The following is a 20831-nucleotide window of genomic DNA, read 5'->3' on the forward strand; positions in this document are numbered from 1 at the left end:
AAAGCCCTACTATCGGGTAGTTCCGCCGCGTCCCCCGGGTTCACCAGCGGGAACGGCGGGTAATCCTTGGATGTCCCGGCCGGGCCGCGGTTTGCCGGTAGCGTGGACGACTGCCCAGACCGACGCAACCCCCGTGTACGATTCCCCCGCCCTCAGGAGCCTGCCGCCGTGCGTATCGCCGTCACCGGATCCATCGCCACCGACCACCTGATGACCTTCCCCGGCCGGTTCGCCGACCAACTGGTCGCCGATCAGCTGCACACGGTTTCGCTGTCGTTCCTGGTCGACGCCCTCGATGTGCGGCGCGGCGGGGTCGGCGCCAACATCTGCTACGGCATGGGCCTGCTCGGCACCTCGCCGATCCTGGTCGGCGCGGCGGGCAACGACTTCGGCGAATACCGCGCCTGGCTCCAGCGGCACGGCGTGGACACCGCCTCGGTCCGTATCTCCGAGGTGCTGCACACCGCCCGCTTCATCTGCACCACCGACGCCGACCACAACCAGATCGGCTCCTTCTACACCGGCGCGATGAGCGAGGCCCGGCTGATCGAGCTCCAGCACGTCGCCGACCGGGTCGGCGGCCTCGACCTGGTGCTGATCGGCGCGGACGACCCCGAGGCGATGATCCGGCACACCGAGGAGTGCATCACCCGCGGCATCCCCTTCGGCGCGGACTTCTCCCAGCAGATCGCCCGGATGGACGGCGACGACATCCGGACCCTCGTCAACGGCGCCGCGTACCTGTTCAACAACGAGTACGAAAAGGGCCTGATCGAGACCAAGACCGGCTGGAGCGGCGAGGAGATCCTGGACCGGGTCGGCACCCGGGTCACCACGCTCGGCGCGCACGGCGTGCGGATCGACCGCAAGGGCGAGCAGCCGATCGAGGTCGGCTGCGCCGAGGAGCAGGCGAAGATCGACCCGACCGGCGTCGGCGACGGCTTCCGGGCCGGCTTCCTGTCCGGACTGGCGTGGGGCGTCGGCCTGGAGCGTGCGGCGCAGGTCGGCTGCATGGTCGCCACGCTGGTCATCGAGACGCTGGGCACGCAGGAGTACGAGCTGCGGCGCACGCACTTCATGGAGCGCTTCACCAAGGCGTACGGCGAGGACGCCGCCGCCGAGGTCCGCCACCACCTCCCGGCCTGACCCTCGCCCTTGCCGGGCCGCGCCTCCCCGGGGGCGGGTCAGGTGCGGCGGCGGACGAGGTAGGCGGTGCCGCGGGGGGCGGGGCGCGAGCCCAGATAGTCGTGGGCCCGCATGGAGCACCAGGCCGGGATGTCCAGCCCGGCCGCCTCGTCGTCGGACAGCACCGTCACCACGCCCCCGACGGGCACCTCGCCGATCACCCTGGCCAGCTCGATCACCGGGACCGGGCACAGCTTGCCGAGCGAGTCGACCACCAGGCCGTCCGCACCGGTCGGCCCGGCGGTCGGCTCGGCAGCTCCAGCGGCCCCGGCGGTCGGCGCCCCGAGCCGCGCGCGCACCTCCGCGACCACCCCGGGGAGCACGTCGAGGAACCGCCCGACCTCCGCCTCGTCCGTGCCCGGCGGCAGAGACACCCGGACGTTGCCCTCGGACAGCACCCCCATCGCCTTGAGCACATGGCTGGGGGTCAGCGTGCCCGACGTGCAGGACGAGCCGGACGACACCGAGAAGCCGGCCCGGTCCAGCGCGGTCAGCAGCACCTCGCCGTCCACGTAGAGGCAGGAGAAGGTCACCAGGTGCGGCAGCCGCAGTGTGCCGTGCCCGACCACCTCGACGTCCGGCACCAGCTCGGGCACCCGCGCCCTGATCAGGTCCACCAGCGCCGACAGCCGGGCCGCCTCCCGTGCGGCCTCCGCGCGCACCGCGCGCAGCGACGCGGCGGCGGCCACGATCGCCGGCAGGTTCTCGAAGCCGGGGGAGCGGCCCGACTCCCGTTCGTCCGCCGGGTGCTGGGGCGCGAACCTGGTGCCTTTGCGCACCGCGAGCAGCCCGACCCCCGGCGGGCCGCCCCACTTGTGGGCGCTGCCGGCCAGCAGCGACCAGCCGCCGCCGACCGCGCCCCACGCCAGTGACTGCGCCGCGTCCACCAGCAGCGGCACCCCGGCCGCCCGGCACAGGCCGGCGACCTCGGCGACCGGCTGGACCGTGCCCACTTCGTGGTTCGCCGACTGGAGGCACACCAGCGCGGTGTCGGACCGCAGTGCCGCCGCCACGTCCCGCGGCGCGACCCGCCCGGTCCTGTCCACGCCGACCGCCGTGCTGTCGTAGGCGTCCGCGGCGTGCAGTACCGCCGAGTGCTCGACCGCCGGGACGACCACATGCCGGCCGGTCCTGCGCCGTCCGGCCATCGCCCCGGCGACACCGGAGTGCAGCGCGCGGGTGCCCGAAGGAGTGAAGACCAGTTCGTCGGGGCGGCACCCCACGGCCTCCGCCGCCGTCTGCCTGGCCGCGTCGAGCAGCAGCCTGGCCCGGCGCCCCTCGCGGTAGAGCCGGGCCGGGTCCGCCCACCCCTCGTCGAGCGCGGCCAGCAGCGCCTGCCGGGCCACCGGGTGCAGCGGGGCGGCCGAAGCCATATCGAAATAGGACACCTCAGCACGCTACAACCCGGCCGCGGCGAAGAGCCGGGCGCAGTGTCAGAACAGCTCTTGGACGCGGGATTCCACCCCTTCGGGGAGAGCCCCGGCGCGTTGGACCCCCTCCCCGCGCGACCCCAAATAGCGTCCAGTAGGGTTTGGTCCGCATAAACATCCACACCTCATTGCCTGCAGCTCGGGCCGACCGACCAGCACACGGCCGGAACACCCGGACGCGCGGGCGAGACTCTCGGGAAGGCGCTACGTGAGTCCCAACGGCTCCGACCTCCCCCACCGCCCAAAGGGCGTGGGCGGCACCCCCACGTGGCGGCGCGGGTTGCGGCGGAGGCTGCCGCAGGCGCTGGCTGCCGGCCTGGTCCTTGCTACGGCCACCGGCTGCTCGTACAAGGACTATCCCCGCCTCGGCATGCCCAGTCCCGCCACAGAGCAGGCACCACGGATCCTCGCCCTGTGGCAGGGTTCCTGGGCCGCGGCACTGGCCACCGGCGCGCTGGTGTGGGGCCTGATCCTGTGGAGCGTGATCTTCCACCGGCGAAGCCGGACCAAGGTCGAGGTCCCTCCGCAGACCCGTTACAACCTGCCCATCGAGGCGCTGTACACGATCGTCCCGATCGTGGTGATCGCGGTGCTGTTCTACTTCACAGCCCGGGACGAGTCGAAGCTGCTGGACACCTCGGCGAAGCCGCAGCACGTGATCAACGTGGTCGGCTTCCAGTGGAGCTGGGGCTTCAACTACGTCGAGAACGTCGACGGCGATCCGGCCACACCGAAGAACAACAAAGTACCGTCCCAGCTCTCCGAGATCCCGGCGAACAAGCTGCTCTACCCCGCGGGCGCCGAGGGCGTCTACGACGTGGGCACCCCCGCCAGCCGGAACCCGGACACCGGCAACCCCGGTCCCACGCTGTGGCTGCCCAAGGGTGAGACCGTCCGCTTCGTGCTCACCTCGCGCGACGTGATCCACTCGTTCTGGATCGTGCCGTTCCTGATGAAGCAGGACGTCATCCCGGGCCACACCAACGTCTTCGAGGTGACTCCCAGCAAGGAGGGCACCTTCCTGGGCAAGTGCGCCGAGCTGTGCGGTGTCGACCACTCCCGGATGCTGTTCAACGTGAAGGTCGTATCGCCCGAGGCATACCAGCAGCACCTCAAGGACCTCGCCAAGGCGGGTAACACGGGTTACATCCCGTCCGGTATCGCCACCACGGGCAACGCGAAGAACTCGGAGCCCAAGACCACATGAGCATTCTCAACGAACCGCAGGGCGCGGCGCCGGCCGATGACTCCTACGAGGACGAAATCCCGGCCCGCACCAAGAGCCCAGGCTCTGTGGTCATCAAGTGGCTGACCACTACCGACCACAAGACCATCGGCACCCTGTACCTGGTCACGTCGTTCGCGTTCTTCCTGATCGGCGGTGTGCTCGCGCTGCTGATGCGCGCCGAGCTGGCCAGGCCGGGCAACCAGTTCCTGTCGAACGAGCAGTTCAACCAGGCGTTCACGATGCACGGCACCGTGATGCTGCTGATGTTCGCGACACCGCTGTTCGCCGGCTTCACGAACTGGATCATGCCGCTGCAGATCGGCGCGCCGGATGTGGCGTTCCCGCGGCTGAACATGTTCGCCTACTGGCTTTACCTGTTCGGCTCGCTGATCGCGGTCGGCGGCTTCGTCACCCCGCAGGGCGCCGCCGACTTCGGNCCCGCGGCTGAACATGTTCGCCTACTGGCTTTACCTGTTCGGCTCGCTGATCGCGGTCGGCGGCTTCGTCACCCCGCAGGGCGCCGCCGACTTCGGCTGGTTCGCCTACTCGCCGCTGTCCAGCGCGGTCAACTCGCCCGGCGTCGGCGCCGACATGTGGATCATGGGTCTGGCGCTGTCGGGCTTCGGCACGATCCTCGGCGCGGTCAACTTCATCACCACGATCATCTGCATGCGCGCACCGGGCATGACGATGTTCCGCATGCCGATCTTCGTGTGGAACGTGCTGCTGACCGCCGTTCTGGTGCTGCTGGCCTTCCCGGTGCTCGCCGCCGCGCTGCTGGCACTCGAAGCCGACCGAAAATTCGGCGCACATGTCTTCGATTCCGCCAACGGCGGCGCCTTGCTGTGGCAGCACCTCTTCTGGTTCTTCGGCCATCCGGAGGTGTACATCATCGCGCNGTCTTCGATTCCGCCAACGGCGGCGCCTTGCTGTGGCAGCACCTCTTCTGGTTCTTCGGCCATCCGGAGGTGTACATCATCGCGCTGCCGTTCTTCGGCATCATTTCCGAGGTCATCCCGGTCTTCAGCCGCAAGCCCATGTTCGGTTACATCGGCCTGGTCGCGGCGACGATCTCCATCGCGGGCCTGTCGGTGACGGTGTGGGCGCACCACATGTACGTGACCGGCGGTGTGCTGCTGCCGTTCTTCTCGTTCATGACGTTCCTGATCGCGGTGCCGACGGGCGTGAAGTTCTTCAACTGGATCGGCACCATGTGGAAGGGGTCGCTGAGTTTCGAGACCCCGATGCTCTGGTCGGTGGGCTTCCTGATCACCTTCGCGTTCGGTGGTCTGACCGGTGTGATCCTGGCGGCGCCGCCGCTGGACTTCCACGTCTCCGACTCGTACTTCGTGGTGGCGCACTTCCACTACGTGGTCTTCGGCACCGTCGTCTTCGCGATGTTCGCCGGATTCCACTTCTGGTGGCCCAAGATGACCGGCAAGATGCTCGACGAACGGCTCGGGAAGATGACCTTCTGGACGCTTTTCCTCGGCTTCCACGGCACCTTCCTCGTCCAGCACTGGCTGGGCGCCGAGGGCATGCCGCGCCGTTACGCCGACTACCTGGCCGCGGACGGCTTCACCACGCTGAACACGGTGTCCACGATCAGCTCGTTCCTGCTCGGCCTGTCGATCCTGCCGTTCCTCTACAACGTGTGGAAGACGGCGAAGTACGGCAAGAAGGTCGAGGTGGACGACCCGTGGGGCTACGGCCGCTCGCTGGAGTGGGCGACGTCCTGCCCGCCGCCGCGGCACAACTTCACCTCGCTGCCGCGGATCCGCTCCGAATCCCCGGCCTTCGACCTGCACCACCCCGAGATCTCGGCGATCGACGCCCTCGCGGCCCACGGTGCGAGCANTCACCTCGCTGCCGCGGATCCGCTCCGAATCCCCGGCCTTCGACCTGCACCACCCCGAGATCTCGGCGATCGACGCCCTCGCGGCCCACGGTGCGAGCACGGCCATTTCCGGTGCTGAGAGCAAGGGGGCGGGCCAGTGAAGGTCCAAGGTTGGATGTTCGGCGGCTTCGCCGCCTTCATCCTGGCGACGGCCATTGTGTACGGCCTGTGGTCCAAGGAGCCGACCGGTACGACCGCGCTCTTCCTGGCGTTCGCACTGTGCACCATGATCGCGTTCTACCTGGGGTTCACCGCGAACCGGGCCGACGCCGGGGCGATGGACCGCGAGGACGCCGACATCTCCGACGAGGCCGGCGAAGTGGGCTTCTTCAGCCCGCACAGCTGGCAGCCGCTCGCGCTCGCCACCGGCGGCGCGATGGCCTTCCTCGGCGTCGTCTTCGGCTGGTGGCTGCTGTTCTTCTCGCTGCCGGTGGTCCTGATCGGGATCTTCGGCTGGGTGTTCGAGTACTACCGCGGTGAGAACCGCACCCAGTGACCACCCGCTGAACCCGCGCAGCCGCCCGGGGGGGGGGGGGGGGGGGGGGGGGGGGGGGGGGGGGGGGGGGGGGGGGGGGGGGGGGGGGGGGGGGGGGGGGGGGGGGGGGGGGGGGGGGGGGGGGGGGGGGGGNCCCCCCCCCCCCCCCCCCCCCCCCCCCCCCCCCCCCCCCCCCCCCCCCCCCCCCCCCCCCCCCCCCCCCGCCCCTTTTGCACCCCTCCGCCGTGCGGAATCACCGGCCGCTTCTTAGCGTGGGCCCATGAGTCACATTCCTCGACGCCGGATAGCGTTGCGCTGCGCCCTCCTCGTGGCGCCCCTCGCGGTGGGGCTCACCGCCTGCAACGGGGACGGCAACCCGCTCGCCGCCCCGCCCTACGAATCCGCCGCCAAGGTCGCCTACTCGGTCACCGACGGCGGCAAGGCCGACCCAGCCAAGCCGCTCAAGGTCACCGTCAAGGACGACGGCAGCCGGATCACCGATGTCACCGCCACGGACGCCGCAGGGCGCTTCGTACGCGGCAAGCTCAGCGCGGACGGCCTCAGCTGGCAGTCCACCACCGGGCTGGCCGCAGGGGCCCACTACACGGTCAGGGTGAGCACCGAGGACGGCGACGGCCACCCCGGCCGCAAGGTCCTCGGCTTCGACACCACCCCGGCCGACGCGGGCCTGCACGTCGCCTTCGGCCCCGACGCCGGCACCTACGGCGTCGGCCAGCCGATCACCGCCGAGCTGAGCACCCCGGTGAAGACCCCCGCGGCCCGCGCCGCGGTCGAGTCCAACCTGATGGTCAGCAGCACCCCGCAGGCCGCGCCCGGGTCCTGGTACTGGGTCGACGACCGCACCCTGCACTACCGCCCGGGCGACTACTGGCCCGCGCACGCCCAGATCACCGTCCGCAGCACGCTCAACGGCGTCAAGGTGCAGGACAAGCTCTACGGCGGCACCGACAAGCCGCTCACTCTCCACACCGGCGACCGCATCGAGGCGATCACCGACGCCGCGACCGACCAGATGACCTTCAAGGACGACGGCAAGGTGGTCAGGACCATGCCGGTCACCACCGGCAAGCCGGGCTTCGACACCCGCAACGGCATCAAGGTCGTGCTGGCCAAGGAGAGCTTCGTCCAGATGAAGAGCGCCACCGTCGGAATAGCCGCCGGCAGCTCCGACTCGTACGACCTGCCGGTCTACTGGGCCACCCGGGTGACATGGAGCGGTGAATATGTGCACGCCGCGCCCTGGTCCGAGGGCTCGCAGGGCTCCGCCAACGTCAGCCACGGCTGCACGGGCATGAGCACCGACAACGCGCACTGGTTCTTCGACCACGTGCGCCAGGGCGACGTCGTCCAGGTGGTCAACAGCCACGGCCCCACCATGACGCCGTTCGACAACGGCTTCGGCGACTGGAACCTGGACGCGGCCAAGTGGCGGCAGGGCAGCGCGCTGGGCGCCAAGGCCGCGGGCCTGGCCGAGCGGGGCTCTGCGGCGGTGGCGCCGAACCCGGTGTCCAACCCGGCGCGGCTGCGCCCGGAGACCGCCTGAGCCGCCCCCGAGGGGCGGCCGTCCGGCATGTCCCGGGCCGCGCCGCGCGGCCGTACGCGCTAGCGCGTCGCGACCGTCTTCGCCACCGGCTCGACCCTGCGCCGCAGCAGTACGGCGAGCGTGTCGCTGACCGCCACCGGGTCCACCGGGTGCGTCGCCGCCGCGTCCGCGCGGCTCCAGGTGGCCAGCCACGCGTCCTGCGGGCGGCCGATCAGCACCAGCACCGGCGGGCAGTGGAAGATCTCGTCCTTGATCTGCCGGCACACGCCCATACCGCCCGCCGGGGCCGACTCGCCGTCCAGGACGCAGACGTCGATGCCGCCGCGCTCCAGTTCGGTCAGCACCGCGGGCAGCGTCGCGCACTCCACGAACTCCACCGGCGGCAGGTCGGCGGCGGGCCTGCGGCCGACGGCGAGCCGGACCTGCTCCCGGGTGTTCGCGTCGTCGCTGTAGACCAGCACCGTGGTAGTCGCCTGCATCCTGGCTCCTCCTCGTGATCTTCGTGATCCCCGTGCAGCGTGTGCGGCTCGTGAACGGTTTCTCAAGTGTGGGGGATGCTACTCCCGCAGGCGCCGTCCGTGGAGGGTCCGCGGCTTCCCAAGATCTCGCGGACGGGCCGTCATCCCTCGTTCGGGGGACTCCGCCGGCCTCCGATACGGTGCCCGGCGGGAGCTTGACACACCGAAGGGGACCCCCGGAGTGAGCGCCGGATAAGCGACCGACATAATGTCGGACGTGGCGACAGCAACAGCAGTAGAAACCGGGCACGCGCACCCGTCGGTCAACCGGCCGAACCTCACGAGCGTCGGAACCATCATCTGGCTGAGTTCCGAGCTGATGTTCTTCGCGGCCCTCTTCGCGATGTACTTCACCCTTCGGTCGGTCACGGGTGCCGATTTCTGGAAGGAACACGCCCATGCGCTGAATGTTCCGTTCTCCGCGACGAACACCACGATCCTGGTGCTCTCCTCCTTCACGTGCCAGATGGGCGTCTTCGCCGCTGAGCGCGGCGACGTGAAGAAGCTGCGCTCGTGGTTCATCGTGACGTTCGTGATGGGCGCGATCTTCATCGGCGGGCAGATCTTCGAGTACACGAACCTGGTCAAGAAGGACGGGATCTCACTCAGCTCCGACCCTTACGGTTCGGTGTTCTACCTGACGACCGGCTTCCACGGGCTGCATGTGACAGGTGGTCTGATCGCGTTCCTGCTGGTGCTCGGCCGTACGTACGCGGCCAAGCGGTTCACCCACCAGCAGGCCACCGCTGCCATCGTCGTGTCCTACTACTGGCACTTCGTCGATGTCGTCTGGATCGGCCTCTTCGCCACGATCTACCTGATCAAGTAGTCGGTCGCGTACCGCAGCACGGTGCCGGACAGGCACAACCCGAAGCATCGACACAAGAGATCCTGACACCGGGGTAATCCGTGAAAAAGCTCTCCGCACGACGGCGCCACCCGCTGGCGGCGCTTGTCGTCCTACTCTTCGCGCTAGCGGCCACCGGGGGGCTGTACGCCGCGCTCGCGCCGGCACCCAAGGCGCAGGCCGACGACTCGTCCCAGTCCCTCGCGATCACCGAGGGCAAGAAGCTGTTCTCGGTCGGCTGTGCAAGTTGCCACGGCACGCACGGCCAGGGGAGCTCGGACGGTCCCAGCCTGGTCGGCGTCGGCTCGGCCGCGGTGGACTTCCAGGTCGGCACCGGCCGGATGCCCGCGCAGCAGCCCGGCCCGCAGATCCAGAAGAAGAAGGTCCAGTACACCCAGGGCGACATCGACCAGCTGGCCGCGTACATCGCCTCGCTCGGCCCCGGTCCCGCCGCTCCCGACCCGGACCAGTACGACCCGGCGGGCGCCGATGTGGCCAAGGGCGGTGAGCTGTTCCGCACCAACTGCTCGCAGTGCCACAACTTCGTCGGCAAGGGCGGTGCGCTGACCGACGGCAAGTACGCGCCCACCCTCAAGGGCGTGGACCCCAAGCACATCTACGAGGCCATGCAGACCGGCCCGCAGAACATGCCGTCCTTCCCGGACACCACGATGCCGTCGAAGAACAAGGCCGAGATCATCGCGTACCTGAACGCGGTCGACTCCGCGGACAGCCACAACCCGGGCGGCTTCACGCTGGGCAGCCTCGGACCCGTGCCCGAGGGCCTGTTCGCCTACATCTTCGGCCTCGGTGCGCTGATCGCCGTCGCCATTTGGGTCGCGGCCCGTACGTCCAAGGCCAAGAAGTCATGAGCGAAACCGGATCCCACAACGACATGGCAGAGCCAGAGGAACACCTCCCGACCGTCCGCGGTGCCCACGGCACCGACGCCGCGGTCCCCGGCGACCCGTTCGCCAACCCCGGCCACCCGGCGCACGAGTTCCGCCGTCAGGACATCGACGAGAAGGCGGCCGACCACTCCGAGCGGGTCGTCGCCGGGCTGTTCACGCTGTCGATGCTGGGCACCATCGCCTTCATCGCGAGCTTCGTGATCTTCCCGGTCGACAAGTACGTCTACATCTTCCCGGTCGGGCACGTCAGCGCGCTGAACTTCTCGCTCGGCATCTCGCTGGCCGTCGCCCTGCTCGGCATCGGCGCGGGCGCCGTGCACTGGGCCCGCACGCTGATGTCCGACGAGGAGATCCCCGACGACCGCCACCAGGCGGACGCCGACGACGAGCTGCGCGCCAACATCGAGACGCAGTGGAAGCAAGGTGTCAAGGAGAGCGCGTTCGGCCGGCGCAAGCTGGTCCGCAACACCATGCTCGGCGCGCTCACCCTCGTACCGCTGTCAGCGGTCGTGATCCTCCGGGACCTCGGCCCGCTGCCTGAGGACAAGCTCAGGCACACCGCCTGGGCCAAGGGCAAGGCGCTGATCAACCCCAACACCAACAAGCCGTTGCGTCCCGAGGACATCCCGGTCGGCTCGCTCACCTTCGCCCAGCCCGAGGGGCTGAACGAGGAGGACGAGGACTTCCAGCAGCAGATCGCCAAGGCTGCCCTGATGGTCGTCCGGCTCAAGCCGGAAGACATCAAGGACAAGAAGGAACTCGACTGGTCGCACCAGGGCATCGTGGCCTTTTCCAAGATCTGCACGCACGTGGGCTGCCCGGTCAGCCTGTACGAGCAGCAGACACACCACGTACTCTGCCCTTGCCACCAGTCGACGTTCGACCTGTCGGACGGAGCCAGAGTGATCTTCGGTCCCGCGGGTCACCGGCTGCCGCAGCTTCGGATCAGCGTCAATGGTGAGGGCAACCTCGTTGCGATGAGCGACTTCGAGGTTCCCGTCGGTCCGGCCTTCTGGGAGCGCGGATGAGTACTTCGACAGAGACCTCGACGAACACTCGGCGAGGCCCCAAACACCCCGGCCAGCGCGTCGCGGAGTGGACTGACAGCCGAGTCGGCCTGTACAAGCTCGGCAAGTCCAATCTGCGGAAGATCTTCCCCGACCACTGGTCGTTCATGCTCGGCGAGGTCTGCCTCTACAGCTTCACGATCCTCATCCTCACGGGTGTGTATCTGACGCTGTTCTTCCACCCCAGCATGAACGAGGTCGTCTACAACGGTCCGTACGCGCCGCTGCAGGGCGTACGGATGTCGGACGCCTACGCGTCCACGATGCACATCAGCTTCGAGGTGCGCGGTGGTCTGCTGATCCGGCAGATCCACCACTGGTCCGCGCTGATCTTCATCGCGGGCATGATCGTGCACATGATGCGGGTGTTCTTCACCGGAGCGTTCCGCAAGCCGCGCGAGCTGAACTGGCTGTTCGGCTGGACGCTGCTCTTCATCGGCATGTTCGAGGGCTTCACCGGCTACTCGCTGCCCGACGACCTGCTGTCCGGCACCGGCGTCCGCTTCACCGAGGGCGCGGTGCTGTCCACGCCGATCGTCGGCACGTATCTGTCGATGTTCCTGTTCGGCGGCGAGTTCCCCGGCCACAACTTCGTGCCGATCTTCTACTCGGCGCACATCCTGCTGCTGCCGGGCATCATGGCGGCACTGCTGGTCACCCACCTGATCCTGGTCTTCTACCACAAGCACACCCAGTTCCCGGGTGCGGGCAAGACCGAGAAGAACGTCGTCGGTATGCCGTTCTTCCCCGTCTACACCGCCAAGGCGGGCGGCTTCTTCTTCCTGGTCTTCGGTGTCATCTCGGCCATCGCGGCCCTGGTCACCATCAACCCGATCTGGACCATGGGTCCCTACCGGCCGGACCAGGTGTCGACCGGCGCGCAGCCTGACTGGTACATGGGCTTCTCCGAAGGCCTGATCCGGGTGATGCCGGGCTGGGAGATCAACGCCTGGGGCCACACCCTGGTCCTCGGCGTGTTCATCCCACTGATGATCTTCCCGCTGGTGCTGGTCGCCATCGCCGTCTGGCCCTTCCTCGAATCGTGGGTCACCGGCGACAGAGGCGAGCACCATCTGCTGGACCGGCCGCGCAACCGCCCGGTGCGCACGGCCTTCGGCGTCGCCTGGCTGACGCTGTACTTCACGCTGCTGATCGGCGGCGGCAACGACCTGTGGGCCACGCACTTCCACCTGTCGATCGAGACGATCACCTGGTCGGTGCGGGTCGGCTTCTTCGTGGCGCCGGTGGCCGCGTTCTTCATCACCAAGCGGATCTGCCTCGGCCTGCAGCGCCGGGACCGGGACAAGGTGCTGCACGGGCGCGAGACCGGCATCATCAAGCGGCTGCCGCACGGCGAGTTCATCGAGGTGCACGAGCCGCTGCCGCAGGAGCAGCTGCACATCCTCACCGCCCACCCGCAGCCCCAGCCGCTCGACGTCGGCCCCGAGGTCGACGAGAACGGCGTGGAGCGCAAGGTGAACCCGGTCACGAAGGTGCGGGCGCGCCTGTCCCGCAACTTCTACGGTGAGCACAGCCAGATTCCGAAGCCGACGGTTGAGGAGTACGACGAGATCACGAGCGGCCACGGCCACCACTGACTCGCCGTCCGGCGTTGCACGTTGGCCCCCCGGGGGGGGGGGGGGGGGGGGGGGGGGGGGGGGGGGGGGGGGGGGGGGGNCCCCCCCCCCCCCCCCCCCCCCCCCCCCCCCCCCCCCCCCCCCCCCCCCCCCCCCCCCCCCCCCCCCCCCCCCCCCGGGGGGCTTTTTCCTGCGGTCCACCGCGGGAAGGGGGTGCCCCTCCAGGGCGCGGGTCCTAACCGCCCGGAAGGGGCTGTTGCTGTCGTATCCGGACCGCCGGCCGGTGGTGGGCTGCTCGCGCAGTTCCGCTCCCAGGACCTCGCCCGGGGGTACCCCCGGCGCCTCCGTGCGGGGCACGTCCCGCCGTGCGGACAGCGCGCCACCGCCGTGGCCGGGCGCGCAGTTCCCCGCGCCCCCTCCGGTATCCCCTTGCCGGAGGGGCACTCCAAGAACGCCCGCGCCAGCGGGTGGGCACCCCCTTGCCGGAGGGGAGCCGCAGGACCCCCGCGCACGGGGGAGGGGCGCCCTCTGCGGGAGAGGAACCGTGAGAGCGCTCGCGGCCCTTCGGGGCGCTTCGCGCGGATAGGGTGGGCGGGCTGAGGACCGTACTGACCCACCAGGAGCGTGGACCATGAGCGTTGTGAACCCGGCAGGTGACGAGACCGGGGCGCTGCGGACGTGGCCCGACGTGCTGTCCCACCTGATCGCGGGGCGTGACCTGGGGGTCGACGACACGGCGTGGGCGATGGACGCCATCATGCGCGGCACCGCCACCGACGTGCAGATCGCCGGGTTCGCCGTGGCACTGCGGGCCAAGGGCGAGACCGTCGAGGAAGTCACCGGCATGGTGCGGGCGATGTACGCGCACGCCAACACCATCGACGTACCCGGCGCCACCGTGGACATCGTCGGCACCGGCGGCGACCGGGCCAGGACGGTGAACATCTCCACGATGGCGGCGATCGTGGTCGCCGGCACCGGCGCGAAGGTCGTCAAGCACGGCAACCGGGCCGCGTCGTCGGCCAGTGGCGCCAGCGACGTACTCGGGCACCTCGGGGTGAACCTGGACCTGTCCCCGCAGCGGGTCGCCGAGGTCGCGGAAGAGGCCGGCATCACCTTCTGCTTCGCGGTCAGGTTCCACCCGGCGCTGCGTCATGTGGCCACCGCACGCGGGGAACTGGGTGTCGCCACGACCTTCAACTTCCTCGGCCCGCTGACCAACCCGGCCCGGGTGCGCGCGCAGGCCACCGGCGTCGCCGATCTGCGGATGGCGCCGATCATGGCCGGCGTGCTGGCCGAGCGCGGCTCGTCGGCGCTGATCTTCCGCGGTGACGACGGCCTGGACGAGCTGACCACGACGGCCACCTCGCAGGTCTGGGTGGTCGCCGACGGCAAGGTCTCCCAAGTCGCCTTCGACCCGCGGGACATCGGCATCGACCTGGTACCGGTCGAGGCGCTGCGCGGCGGCGACCCGGCCTACAACGCGGACGTCGCACGGCGGCTGCTGGCCGGCGGGACCGGCCCGGTGCGGGACGCAGTCCTGCTCAACTCGGCCGCCGCGCTGGTGGCCCTCGACCCCGGCGCCGGCACCCTCGAAGAGCGGCTGGCCGCAGGGGTGGCCAGGGCGGCGGAGTCCCTGGACTCCGGGGCCGCCGCGGCCGCCCTGGAGCGCTGGGCGGCGGCCACGAACGCCTGATCCGTCCGCAAGGCACCGTCCGTACCGGTCCGTACCGCGGACGGTGTCTTGCGCTCACGGCGTCCTGTGGCAGAATCCCTTGCAGGTCACGAGTGACAGCGCAAAGGCCCCGGCTCGCTGTCCGGCAACCCTCCGTCCGAGGCGGGGTGCCCCGGGTGATGACCGGGCTGTGAGCAGCGAGGCTCGCAGCAAGCCGGACTGGGGAGTTCTTCATGCGCAAGCGAATGCGATAGGGCCTTCGGCCCCGGTTCCGCCGTACCGCGGTGCCGTAGTGCACCGGTCCATCTTCCGTCCGCTGCCGTCCGACATACCGTCGCGCCCCGCACAGGCGCACGGCGCTGTCGTCCGCCTTCGTGCCAGGAGCCTGCCATGACTGTTTCCGCCGCCGTTTCCGCCGCCTGTACGACCGCTCCCGCCGCCGACACCTGCGACATTCCCGCCCCGCCGCTGCCCGTGCTCGGCCGGGACGTCTCCGTCCCGCTGGTCACCGGCGGCGAAGTCACCTACGCCGCCCTCGACTACGCCGCCAGCGCGCCCGCGCTCCAGCGGGTGTGGGACGACGTGGCCGCGTACGCCCCCTACTACGGCAGCGTGCACCGCGGCGCCGGGTACCTGTCGCAGCTGTCCACCGAACTCTTCGAGCAGAGCCGGGCCACCGTCGCCGGGTTCCTCGGCTGCCGGCCCACCGACCAGGTGATCTTCACCCGTTCCACCACCGACTCGCTGAACCTGCTGGCCGCGGCGCTGCCCGAAGGCACCCAGATCTTCGTCTTCGAGACCGAGCACCACGCGGCGCTGCTGCCCTGGCAGCGGGCGAAGGGCGCGCGGGTCACCTGTCTCGACGCGCCCCGTACGCCGGAACAGGCGGTCGCCGCGCTCGACGTGGCGCTGCACGGTGCGCCCAAGGGGCCCAAGCTGGTGTGTGTCACCGGCGCGTCGAACGTGACCGGCGAGGTGTGGCCGGTACGCCGACTGGCCGCCGCCGCGCACCGGCACGGCGCCCGTATCGTGCTGGACGCCGCGCAGTTGGTGCCGCACCGGGCCGTGAACGTCGCCGAACTCGACGTCGACTGGGTCGCCTTCTCCGGTCACAAGCTCTACGCGCCCTTCGGCGCCGGGGTGCTCGCCGGGCGGCCGGACTGGCTGCGCGACGCCGAGCCCTACCTCGCGGGCGGTGGCGCCACCCGTACGGTGGTCCGGCGGGCCGACGGGCAGGTCGACGCCGAGTGGCACAGCGCGCCTGCCGCGCGGCACGAGGCGGGGTCGCCCAACGTCATCGGCGCGTACGCCGTCGCGGCGGCCTGCAAGGCGCTCGCCGAAACCGGTTTCGACCGGCTGGTCGACCACGAGCGCCGGCTGCTCGGCCTGCTGCGGGAGGGCCTTGCCGGGATCCCCGAGGTGCGGGTGCTGTCGCTCTTCGGCGAGGAGTCCGACCGGGTCGGGGTGCTGACCTTCGTCGTCCAGGGCTGGAACAGCTCGCACCTGGCCGCGGCGCTCTCCGCGGAATACGGCATCGGGGTGCGGGACGGGCTCTTCTGCGCGCATCCGCTGGTGCGGCACCTGCTCGGGGGCGAGGCGGAGGACCCGGGCGCCTGTGGCTCCCCCGACTCCGCGCCCGGCCACCCCTCCTTCAACGCGGTCCGCGTCAGCTTCGGCGTGGGCACGCCGGCCGAGCACATCCGCCGCTTCACCCGCGCGGTCGCCACCCTCGTCCGCGACGGCGCCGCCTGGACATACCACACCGAAGCCGGCCGCTGCGTCCCCACCCCGTCCTAGCCCCGAGGCCCCGGACCGCCGGTGCCGACCCGCGCGCGGGTGGGCCCGCCCCTGCCGCAGAGGGAGCGCCCACCAGGAGCGCGGGGAACGCCGCGAGCAACCTGCCACCGGCCGGTGGTCCGGATCGGACCGAAGAGACCCCCTGGGTCGGTGCCGACCCGCGCGCGGGTGGGCCCGCCCCTGCCGCAGGCAGCCCCTGGGGAAAAACCCGCCCCGGAGGGGCTAGGCGTCGAGGCCGATCGCAAACGCCGCCTCAAGGTCGTGCTGCGAATACGTACGGAAGGCCACGTGCGTATCCGTCACCTGGACCCCGGGAATCTTGCTGATCCGGCCCGGAATGATGTCCGCCAGGTCGTCATGCCGGGCCACCCGCACCAGCGCGACCAAGTCGTACGTACCGGTCACCGAGTAGACCTCGCTGACATTGTCGAGCGCGGCGATCGCCTCGGCGATCTCCGGGATCCGGTCCACGGTGGTCTTGATGAGCACGATCGCGGTGATCACGAGTGAACGTCTCCTTGGGTGGTCGTCCCGGCAACGACGCCCAGCTTAGACCGGGGCCGGTAGCAGGCCCACGCCCAGCAGAAGCCGAAGGCGAAGCCCACCACGTGGGCCAGGTAGGCCACCCCGGGGCCGCCCGCCGCGGTCTGCGCGGCGAACCACTGCAGCACGAACCAGAAGCCGAGCACCATCCACGCGGGGAAGCGCAGCGGGATGAAGAAGAGGAAGGGGAAGACGCTGGTCACCCGGGCCCTGGGATAGAGGTAGAGGTACGCCCCGAGCGCCCCGGAGATCGCCCCCGACGCCCCGACCAGCGCCTGCGTGCCATCGGCGTGCGCGAGGGCGAAGCCGTAGGTGGCCAGGCAGCCCGCGGCCAGGTAGAAGAGCGCGAAGCGCACCCGGCCCATGCGGTTCTCGACGTTGTCGCCGAAGACGTACAGGAAGAGCATGTTGCCGATCAGGTGCAGCCAGCTGCCGTGCAGGAACATCGAGGTGACGACGGACACGACCGGCACCTTGGCGTAAGACCCCCGCGGGCCGCACCCGGCGGGCAGGCCGAGGTCGCCCGGTGGCAGCCGGCCGTGGAAGAGCTCGGCGGGGATCACTCCCCAGCGGTCGAAGTACAGCGCCTGCTCGCAGGCCAGCCGGTGCCCGCTGCCGTAGACGGGGGTGAAGCCGGACAGCGGGCCGAGCAGGAAGGCGGCGGCGCACACGGCGATCAGCCCGTACGTGACGACCGGCGTACGGCGGACCGGGTTCTTGTCGTACACCGGGATGAGCATGGACCGATCATGACGCAGCGGGCTTAACGGGCATAGGCCGCCTCGCCGCAGCGCGCCGCACCTCCGAGGCCTTAGGGTGACCGGGACGCACGCTCCCCGAGCAATCACCAGCGGAAGAGGTACCCGCGATGCCGGTTCCCCTGCCGACCGCGACGACGCGGTGGCGCTGCACCCTGTGCGGAAATCTGACCCGTTTCGACGTGACGCGCTCCTCGCGGGTCGTGGAGTACGTGCACCTGGACCTCGGTGGTGAGCCGTCGGTCGAGGAGACCGAGGTGCTGGCCGAGACCGTCGAGTCGGTGCGCTGCCGCTGGTGCAACGCGGTGGACCGGATCGAACTGGTGGACCGCCCGACCGCGGGTGCCGATGGGAACAGCAGTACGGAAAGCGCCGCCGGGAGCGGTTCCGCGTCGGGCTGAGCGCCGGGCGGGGACAATGGAAGCAGCAGGGCGGCGGGCCGGAGGGATCGAAGGGGGCCGGGAGGACGCCGAGGAACCGGACGGGAGTGACTGGTGGACGGTATCGGCGGTTTTCCGCATGCCGGGGCAAGCGGTGCCGCGGCGGAGGAGTCCGCCGGCCCCCCTGCCGCGGCCGGGTCCGCCGACTCCGGCGACCCGGGTGACGAGGCTCCGGAAGGCGCGGGCGTCGAGCCCGCCCTGGACCGGCCGCTGCCCGAGGGCGTACGCCACCGGGTCGTCGCCATCGCCGCGGAGGCCTTCGGCGGGTTCACGTACCAGGAACTGCCGGTCTCGCTGCGCCCGTACGCCCGTTTCACCCCCACCCGGCGGGTGAAGTACGCCGGGACCGCGCTGGCCTCGGCCCTGGAGCACGACCCCGCCTTCCGGCAGCGGGTCGCGGGCAGGCTGCGCGAGTCCCAGGCGGAGCTGGCGGGCGCGCTGGAGGGCGGCACCCCGCCGCCCGCCGCCGATCCGCTGGACGTGGCCGCCGCCGCGTACCTGCTGCGCCCGGCGGGCTGGGCCAAGCTGGTCGCGACGGCGGGCGAGGAGGCCCAACGGGCCGACGCCGAGCGGGCCGAGGAGGAGACGCTGCGCGAACTGGCCGCGCTGCGCGCGGAGGTGGACGCGCTGCGCGAGCACGGCAGGGCCGACGCGATCCGGGCCAGGGCCGAGCTGGAGTCGGTGCGCAGGGAGGGCGACGCGCTGCACCGCAAGCTGCGCAGCGCCCTCAGCGACGTCAAGCGGGCCGAGGCCGCGCAGCGCAGACTCCACGCGGAGGTGGAGGAGTTGCGGGCCGCCGCCGCCCACGACAAGGCCGCAGCCGACGCCGAGGCGCGCCGGCTGCGTACCCGGCTCGCGGAGGCCGAGGCCGTCATCGAGACCGGGCGCAAGGCCGCCCGCGAGGGGCGCAGCATCGAGGACGTACGGCTGCGCCTGCTGCTCGACACGGTGCTCGACGCGGCGTCCGGGCTGCGCCGCGAACTCGCCCTGCCGCCGCGGGACACCATGGCGGTACGCCCCGCGGACACCGTGGACGCGGTGGCGCCCGGTACGTTCAGCGCCCGCGACATCGCCACCCGCGCGCTGTCCGAGACCGATCCGGCGCTGCTCGACCAGCTGCTCGCGCTGCCGCAGGCGCATCTGGTGGTCGACGGCTACAACGTGACCAAGACCGGTTATCCGGCCATGCCGTTGGAGAAGCAGCGGCTGCGGCTGCTGGGCGGCCTCGCGGCGCTCGCCGCGCAGAGCGGCGCCGAGGTGACGTGCGTCTTCGACGGCGCCGACCTGGACATGCCGGTGCTGCTCGCGCCGCCGCGCGGGGTGCGGGTGCTGTTCAGCAAGGCCGGTGAGACCGCCGACGAACTGATCAGGCGGCTGGTGCGGGCCGAACCGCCCGGCCGGCAGATCGTGGTGGTCTCCGCCGACCGCGAGGTGGCCGACGGGGTCGCCAAGGCCGGTGCCCGCCCGGTCGCCTCGACGCTGCTGCTGCGCCGGCTCGCGCGGGTCTGACGCCGGGCCGGATCGCGGGGCCGACGCGCGGGCCGGGTGGCCCGGCTCACCCGCAGGACCGAACCCGCCTGCCCCGGCAACTGCTTTTCCGGCCGTTCGAAGGCTCCAGGCTCTCACTAGTGCACCAGTGCGCACTCTGCGTCGAATGCTCATCACTGCGCGTATGAAGCATGTAAAGAAAACGCTAACCGGTCGAGATTTTGCCTTCAAGGATTTGAACCGATCACAGAAAGGTCACTAGGGTCAGGCCTCGAACCTCCGCGCAGTCGATCATCCAATCCGGGTGGCGCGTCGGGGGCCGCCCGCCAGTCGTCAACCGGTAGGCGGCTGAAGGAAGAAGGAGCTCGCCTTCGTGGCGTCCCACCGTCGTCCCAAGCCGGCAAGCCGCACGCGCGTGACCGTGCTCACCGCGACCGCCGCAGCAGCGGTCGCCCTCTCCGCCCAGGCGGCCAGCGCCGCCCCCGCGAAGCCCAGCAAGCCCACCTCGGTCAAGGACGCCAAGGCCCAGGTGGACACGCTGTACTCGCAGGCCGAGCAGGCCACAGAGAAGTACAACGGGGCCAACGAGAAGCTCAAGTCCCTGCAGACCGAGACCAGCACCTTGCAGGACCAGGTGGCGCGGCAGCAGGAGCACCTCAACACGCTGCGCGACAGCCTCGGCACGATCGCGGCCTCGCAGTACCGCGGCGGCGGAATCGACCCGTCGCTCCAGCTCTTCCTGTCCTCCAACCCGGACAGCTACCTGGACCAGGCCACCGCGCTCGACCAGATCAGCTCGCTCCAGAGCAGCGCCCTGCAGCAACTCCAGGACGCCAAGCGGACCCTGGACCAGGAGCGCGCCGAGGCCACCGCCAAGCTCGCCGAACTCCAGGCCACCAGGACCGAGCTGGGCCAGCGCAAGAACGAGGCCAAGACCAAGCTGGCCCAGGCGCAGGCGATCCTCAACTCGCTCACCGCGGCGCAGCGCCAGCAGCTGGCCAACGACGACGCCCGCGCGAACCGCTCCACCGACCGCGTGGACCTCGGCGACGCCAAGCCTGCCACCGCCCGCGCCGCTTCGGCCTTCGCCTACGCCCAGGGCAAGCTCGGCAAGTCGTACGTCTACGGCGCCTCGGGCCCCAACACCTTCGACTGCTCGGGCCTGACCTCCTGGGCCTACCGCCAAGCCGGGGTCACCATACCCAGGACCGCGGAGGAGCAGGCGAGCGCCGGTACCCGGATCTACTCCGAGTCCAAGCTCTCGGTCGGCGACCTGGTCATCTTCTACGGCGACTACCACCACGTCGGCTTCTACGCCGGCAACGGCATGGTGCTGCACGCCCCCAAGCCCGGCGCGGTCGTCCGCTACGAGTCGATCGGCAACATGCCCTTCCAGTTCGGCGTCCGCATCTGACGTCCCGTCGCGGGAGA

17 protein-coding genes, 1 pseudogene and 1 riboswitch are annotated in these 20831 nt (G+C 70.7%); of the genes and pseudogenes, 14 read left to right on the forward strand and 4 right to left on the reverse strand.

The genetic code is table 11. From position 1 onward, the window contains the following. Positions 1–168: 168 nt before the first annotated feature. On the forward strand, positions 169–1146 hold the full coding sequence (locus tag V7E46_RS19985; RefSeq protein ID WP_329179665.1) for a carbohydrate kinase family protein: 978 nt from the start codon (positions 169–171) through the stop codon (positions 1144–1146). A 38-nt stretch (positions 1147–1184) separates the two neighbouring features. On the opposite strand, the gene V7E46_RS19990 is transcribed toward V7E46_RS19985, so the two are convergent. Beyond that, entirely contained in the window at positions 1185–2573 is a 1389-nt protein-coding gene (locus tag V7E46_RS19990) for a cysteine desulfurase/sulfurtransferase TusA family protein (RefSeq protein WP_333769680.1), read from the reverse strand. Between the two features lie 250 nt (positions 2574–2823). Between V7E46_RS19990 and ctaC the strand changes: the two genes are divergently transcribed. From ctaC to V7E46_RS20010, 4 genes and pseudogenes are all read left to right on the forward strand, one after another. After that, a complete protein-coding gene (gene ctaC / locus V7E46_RS19995; RefSeq protein ID WP_333769681.1) occupies positions 2824–3822 on the forward strand; it encodes an aa3-type cytochrome oxidase subunit II in 999 nt (332 codons plus the stop codon). Then, positions 3819–5693, forward strand: a pseudogene (locus V7E46_RS20000) (cytochrome c oxidase subunit I); the annotation flags it as partial. The gene ctaC and the pseudogene V7E46_RS20000, both read left to right, overlap by 4 nt. Before the next feature lie 144 nt (positions 5694–5837). After that, the gene (locus tag V7E46_RS20005; protein WP_329179672.1) at positions 5838–6236 is read left to right on the forward strand and encodes a cytochrome c oxidase subunit 4; all 399 of its coding nucleotides are present in this window, start codon (positions 5838–5840) and stop codon (positions 6234–6236) included. Between the two features lie 259 nt (positions 6237–6495). Then, a complete protein-coding gene (locus V7E46_RS20010) occupies positions 6496–7779 on the forward strand; it encodes a L,D-transpeptidase (RefSeq protein WP_333769682.1) in 1284 nt (427 codons plus the stop codon). A 59-nt stretch (positions 7780–7838) separates the two neighbouring features. Here V7E46_RS20010 and V7E46_RS20015 read toward each other — a convergent pair whose 3' ends face one another. Next, on the reverse strand, positions 7839–8258 hold the full coding sequence (locus V7E46_RS20015) for a hypothetical protein (RefSeq protein ID WP_333769683.1): 420 nt from the start codon (positions 8256–8258) through the stop codon (positions 7839–7841). Positions 8259–8505: 247 nt separating this feature from the next. On the opposite strand from V7E46_RS20015, the gene ctaE reads away from it, so the two are divergent. The 6 genes from ctaE (at position 8506) to V7E46_RS20045 (ending at position 16171) form a co-directional block, all read left to right on the forward strand. Continuing rightward, the gene (gene ctaE / locus V7E46_RS20020; RefSeq protein WP_073497404.1) at positions 8506–9126 is read left to right on the forward strand and encodes an aa3-type cytochrome oxidase subunit III; all 621 of its coding nucleotides are present in this window, start codon (positions 8506–8508) and stop codon (positions 9124–9126) included. 80 nt (positions 9127–9206) lie between these two features. Continuing rightward, the gene (gene qcrC, locus V7E46_RS20025) at positions 9207–10016 is read left to right on the forward strand and encodes a cytochrome bc1 complex diheme cytochrome c subunit (RefSeq protein WP_329179678.1); all 810 of its coding nucleotides are present in this window, start codon (positions 9207–9209) and stop codon (positions 10014–10016) included. Positions 10017–10039: 23 nt separating this feature from the next. Next, complete coding sequence (gene qcrA, locus V7E46_RS20030; protein WP_333769684.1) at positions 10040–11083, forward strand: cytochrome bc1 complex Rieske iron-sulfur subunit; 1044 nt, start codon at positions 10040–10042, stop codon at positions 11081–11083. Next, a complete protein-coding gene (qcrB, locus tag V7E46_RS20035) occupies positions 11080–12720 on the forward strand; it encodes a cytochrome bc1 complex cytochrome b subunit (protein ID WP_329179680.1) in 1641 nt (546 codons plus the stop codon). Before qcrA ends, qcrB begins: the two co-directional genes overlap by 4 nt. 610 nt (positions 12721–13330) lie before the next feature. Next, the gene (trpD, locus tag V7E46_RS20040) at positions 13331–14395 is read left to right on the forward strand and encodes an anthranilate phosphoribosyltransferase (protein ID WP_329179683.1); all 1065 of its coding nucleotides are present in this window, start codon (positions 13331–13333) and stop codon (positions 14393–14395) included. A gap of 84 nt (positions 14396–14479) precedes the next feature. Beyond that, a riboswitch (SAM riboswitch) is annotated at positions 14480–14596 on the forward strand. Between the two features lie 168 nt (positions 14597–14764). After that, positions 14765–16171: an aminotransferase class V-fold PLP-dependent enzyme gene (locus V7E46_RS20045; protein WP_333769685.1), complete on the forward strand. Its 1407-nt coding sequence runs from the start codon at positions 14765–14767 to the stop codon at positions 16169–16171. A gap of 222 nt (positions 16172–16393) precedes the next feature. Here the strand turns inward: V7E46_RS20045 and V7E46_RS20050 are convergent, their stop codons facing one another. Then, on the reverse strand, positions 16394–16675 hold the full coding sequence (locus tag V7E46_RS20050) for an Lrp/AsnC family transcriptional regulator (protein WP_329179686.1): 282 nt from the start codon (positions 16673–16675) through the stop codon (positions 16394–16396). Continuing rightward, on the reverse strand, positions 16672–17454 hold the full coding sequence (locus tag V7E46_RS20055) for a rhomboid family intramembrane serine protease (RefSeq protein ID WP_333769686.1): 783 nt from the start codon (positions 17452–17454) through the stop codon (positions 16672–16674). Before V7E46_RS20055 ends, V7E46_RS20050 begins: the two co-directional genes overlap by 4 nt. A 128-nt stretch (positions 17455–17582) precedes the next feature. Here V7E46_RS20055 and V7E46_RS20060 point away from each other — a divergent pair, with 128 nt between their 5' ends. The 3 genes from V7E46_RS20060 to V7E46_RS20070 all read left to right on the forward strand — a co-directional run bounded on the left by V7E46_RS20060 (position 17583) and on the right by V7E46_RS20070 (position 20814). After that, positions 17583–17873: a hypothetical protein gene (locus V7E46_RS20060; protein WP_333769687.1), complete on the forward strand. Its 291-nt coding sequence runs from the start codon at positions 17583–17585 to the stop codon at positions 17871–17873. 237 nt (positions 17874–18110) lie between these two features. Further along, positions 18111–19421 carry an NYN domain-containing protein gene (locus tag V7E46_RS20065; protein ID WP_333769702.1) on the forward strand — a complete coding sequence of 437 codons (1311 nt, stop codon included), beginning with the start codon at positions 18111–18113 and terminating at the stop codon, positions 19419–19421. A 352-nt stretch (positions 19422–19773) separates the two neighbouring features. After that, complete coding sequence (locus V7E46_RS20070) at positions 19774–20814, forward strand: C40 family peptidase (protein ID WP_333769688.1); 1041 nt, start codon at positions 19774–19776, stop codon at positions 20812–20814. The last annotated feature ends 17 nt before the right edge of the window (positions 20815–20831 follow it).

The organism is Streptomyces sp. IBSBF 2435 (assembly GCF_036815005.1).
Classification (GTDB): Bacteria; Actinomycetota; Actinomycetes; order Streptomycetales; family Streptomycetaceae; genus Actinacidiphila.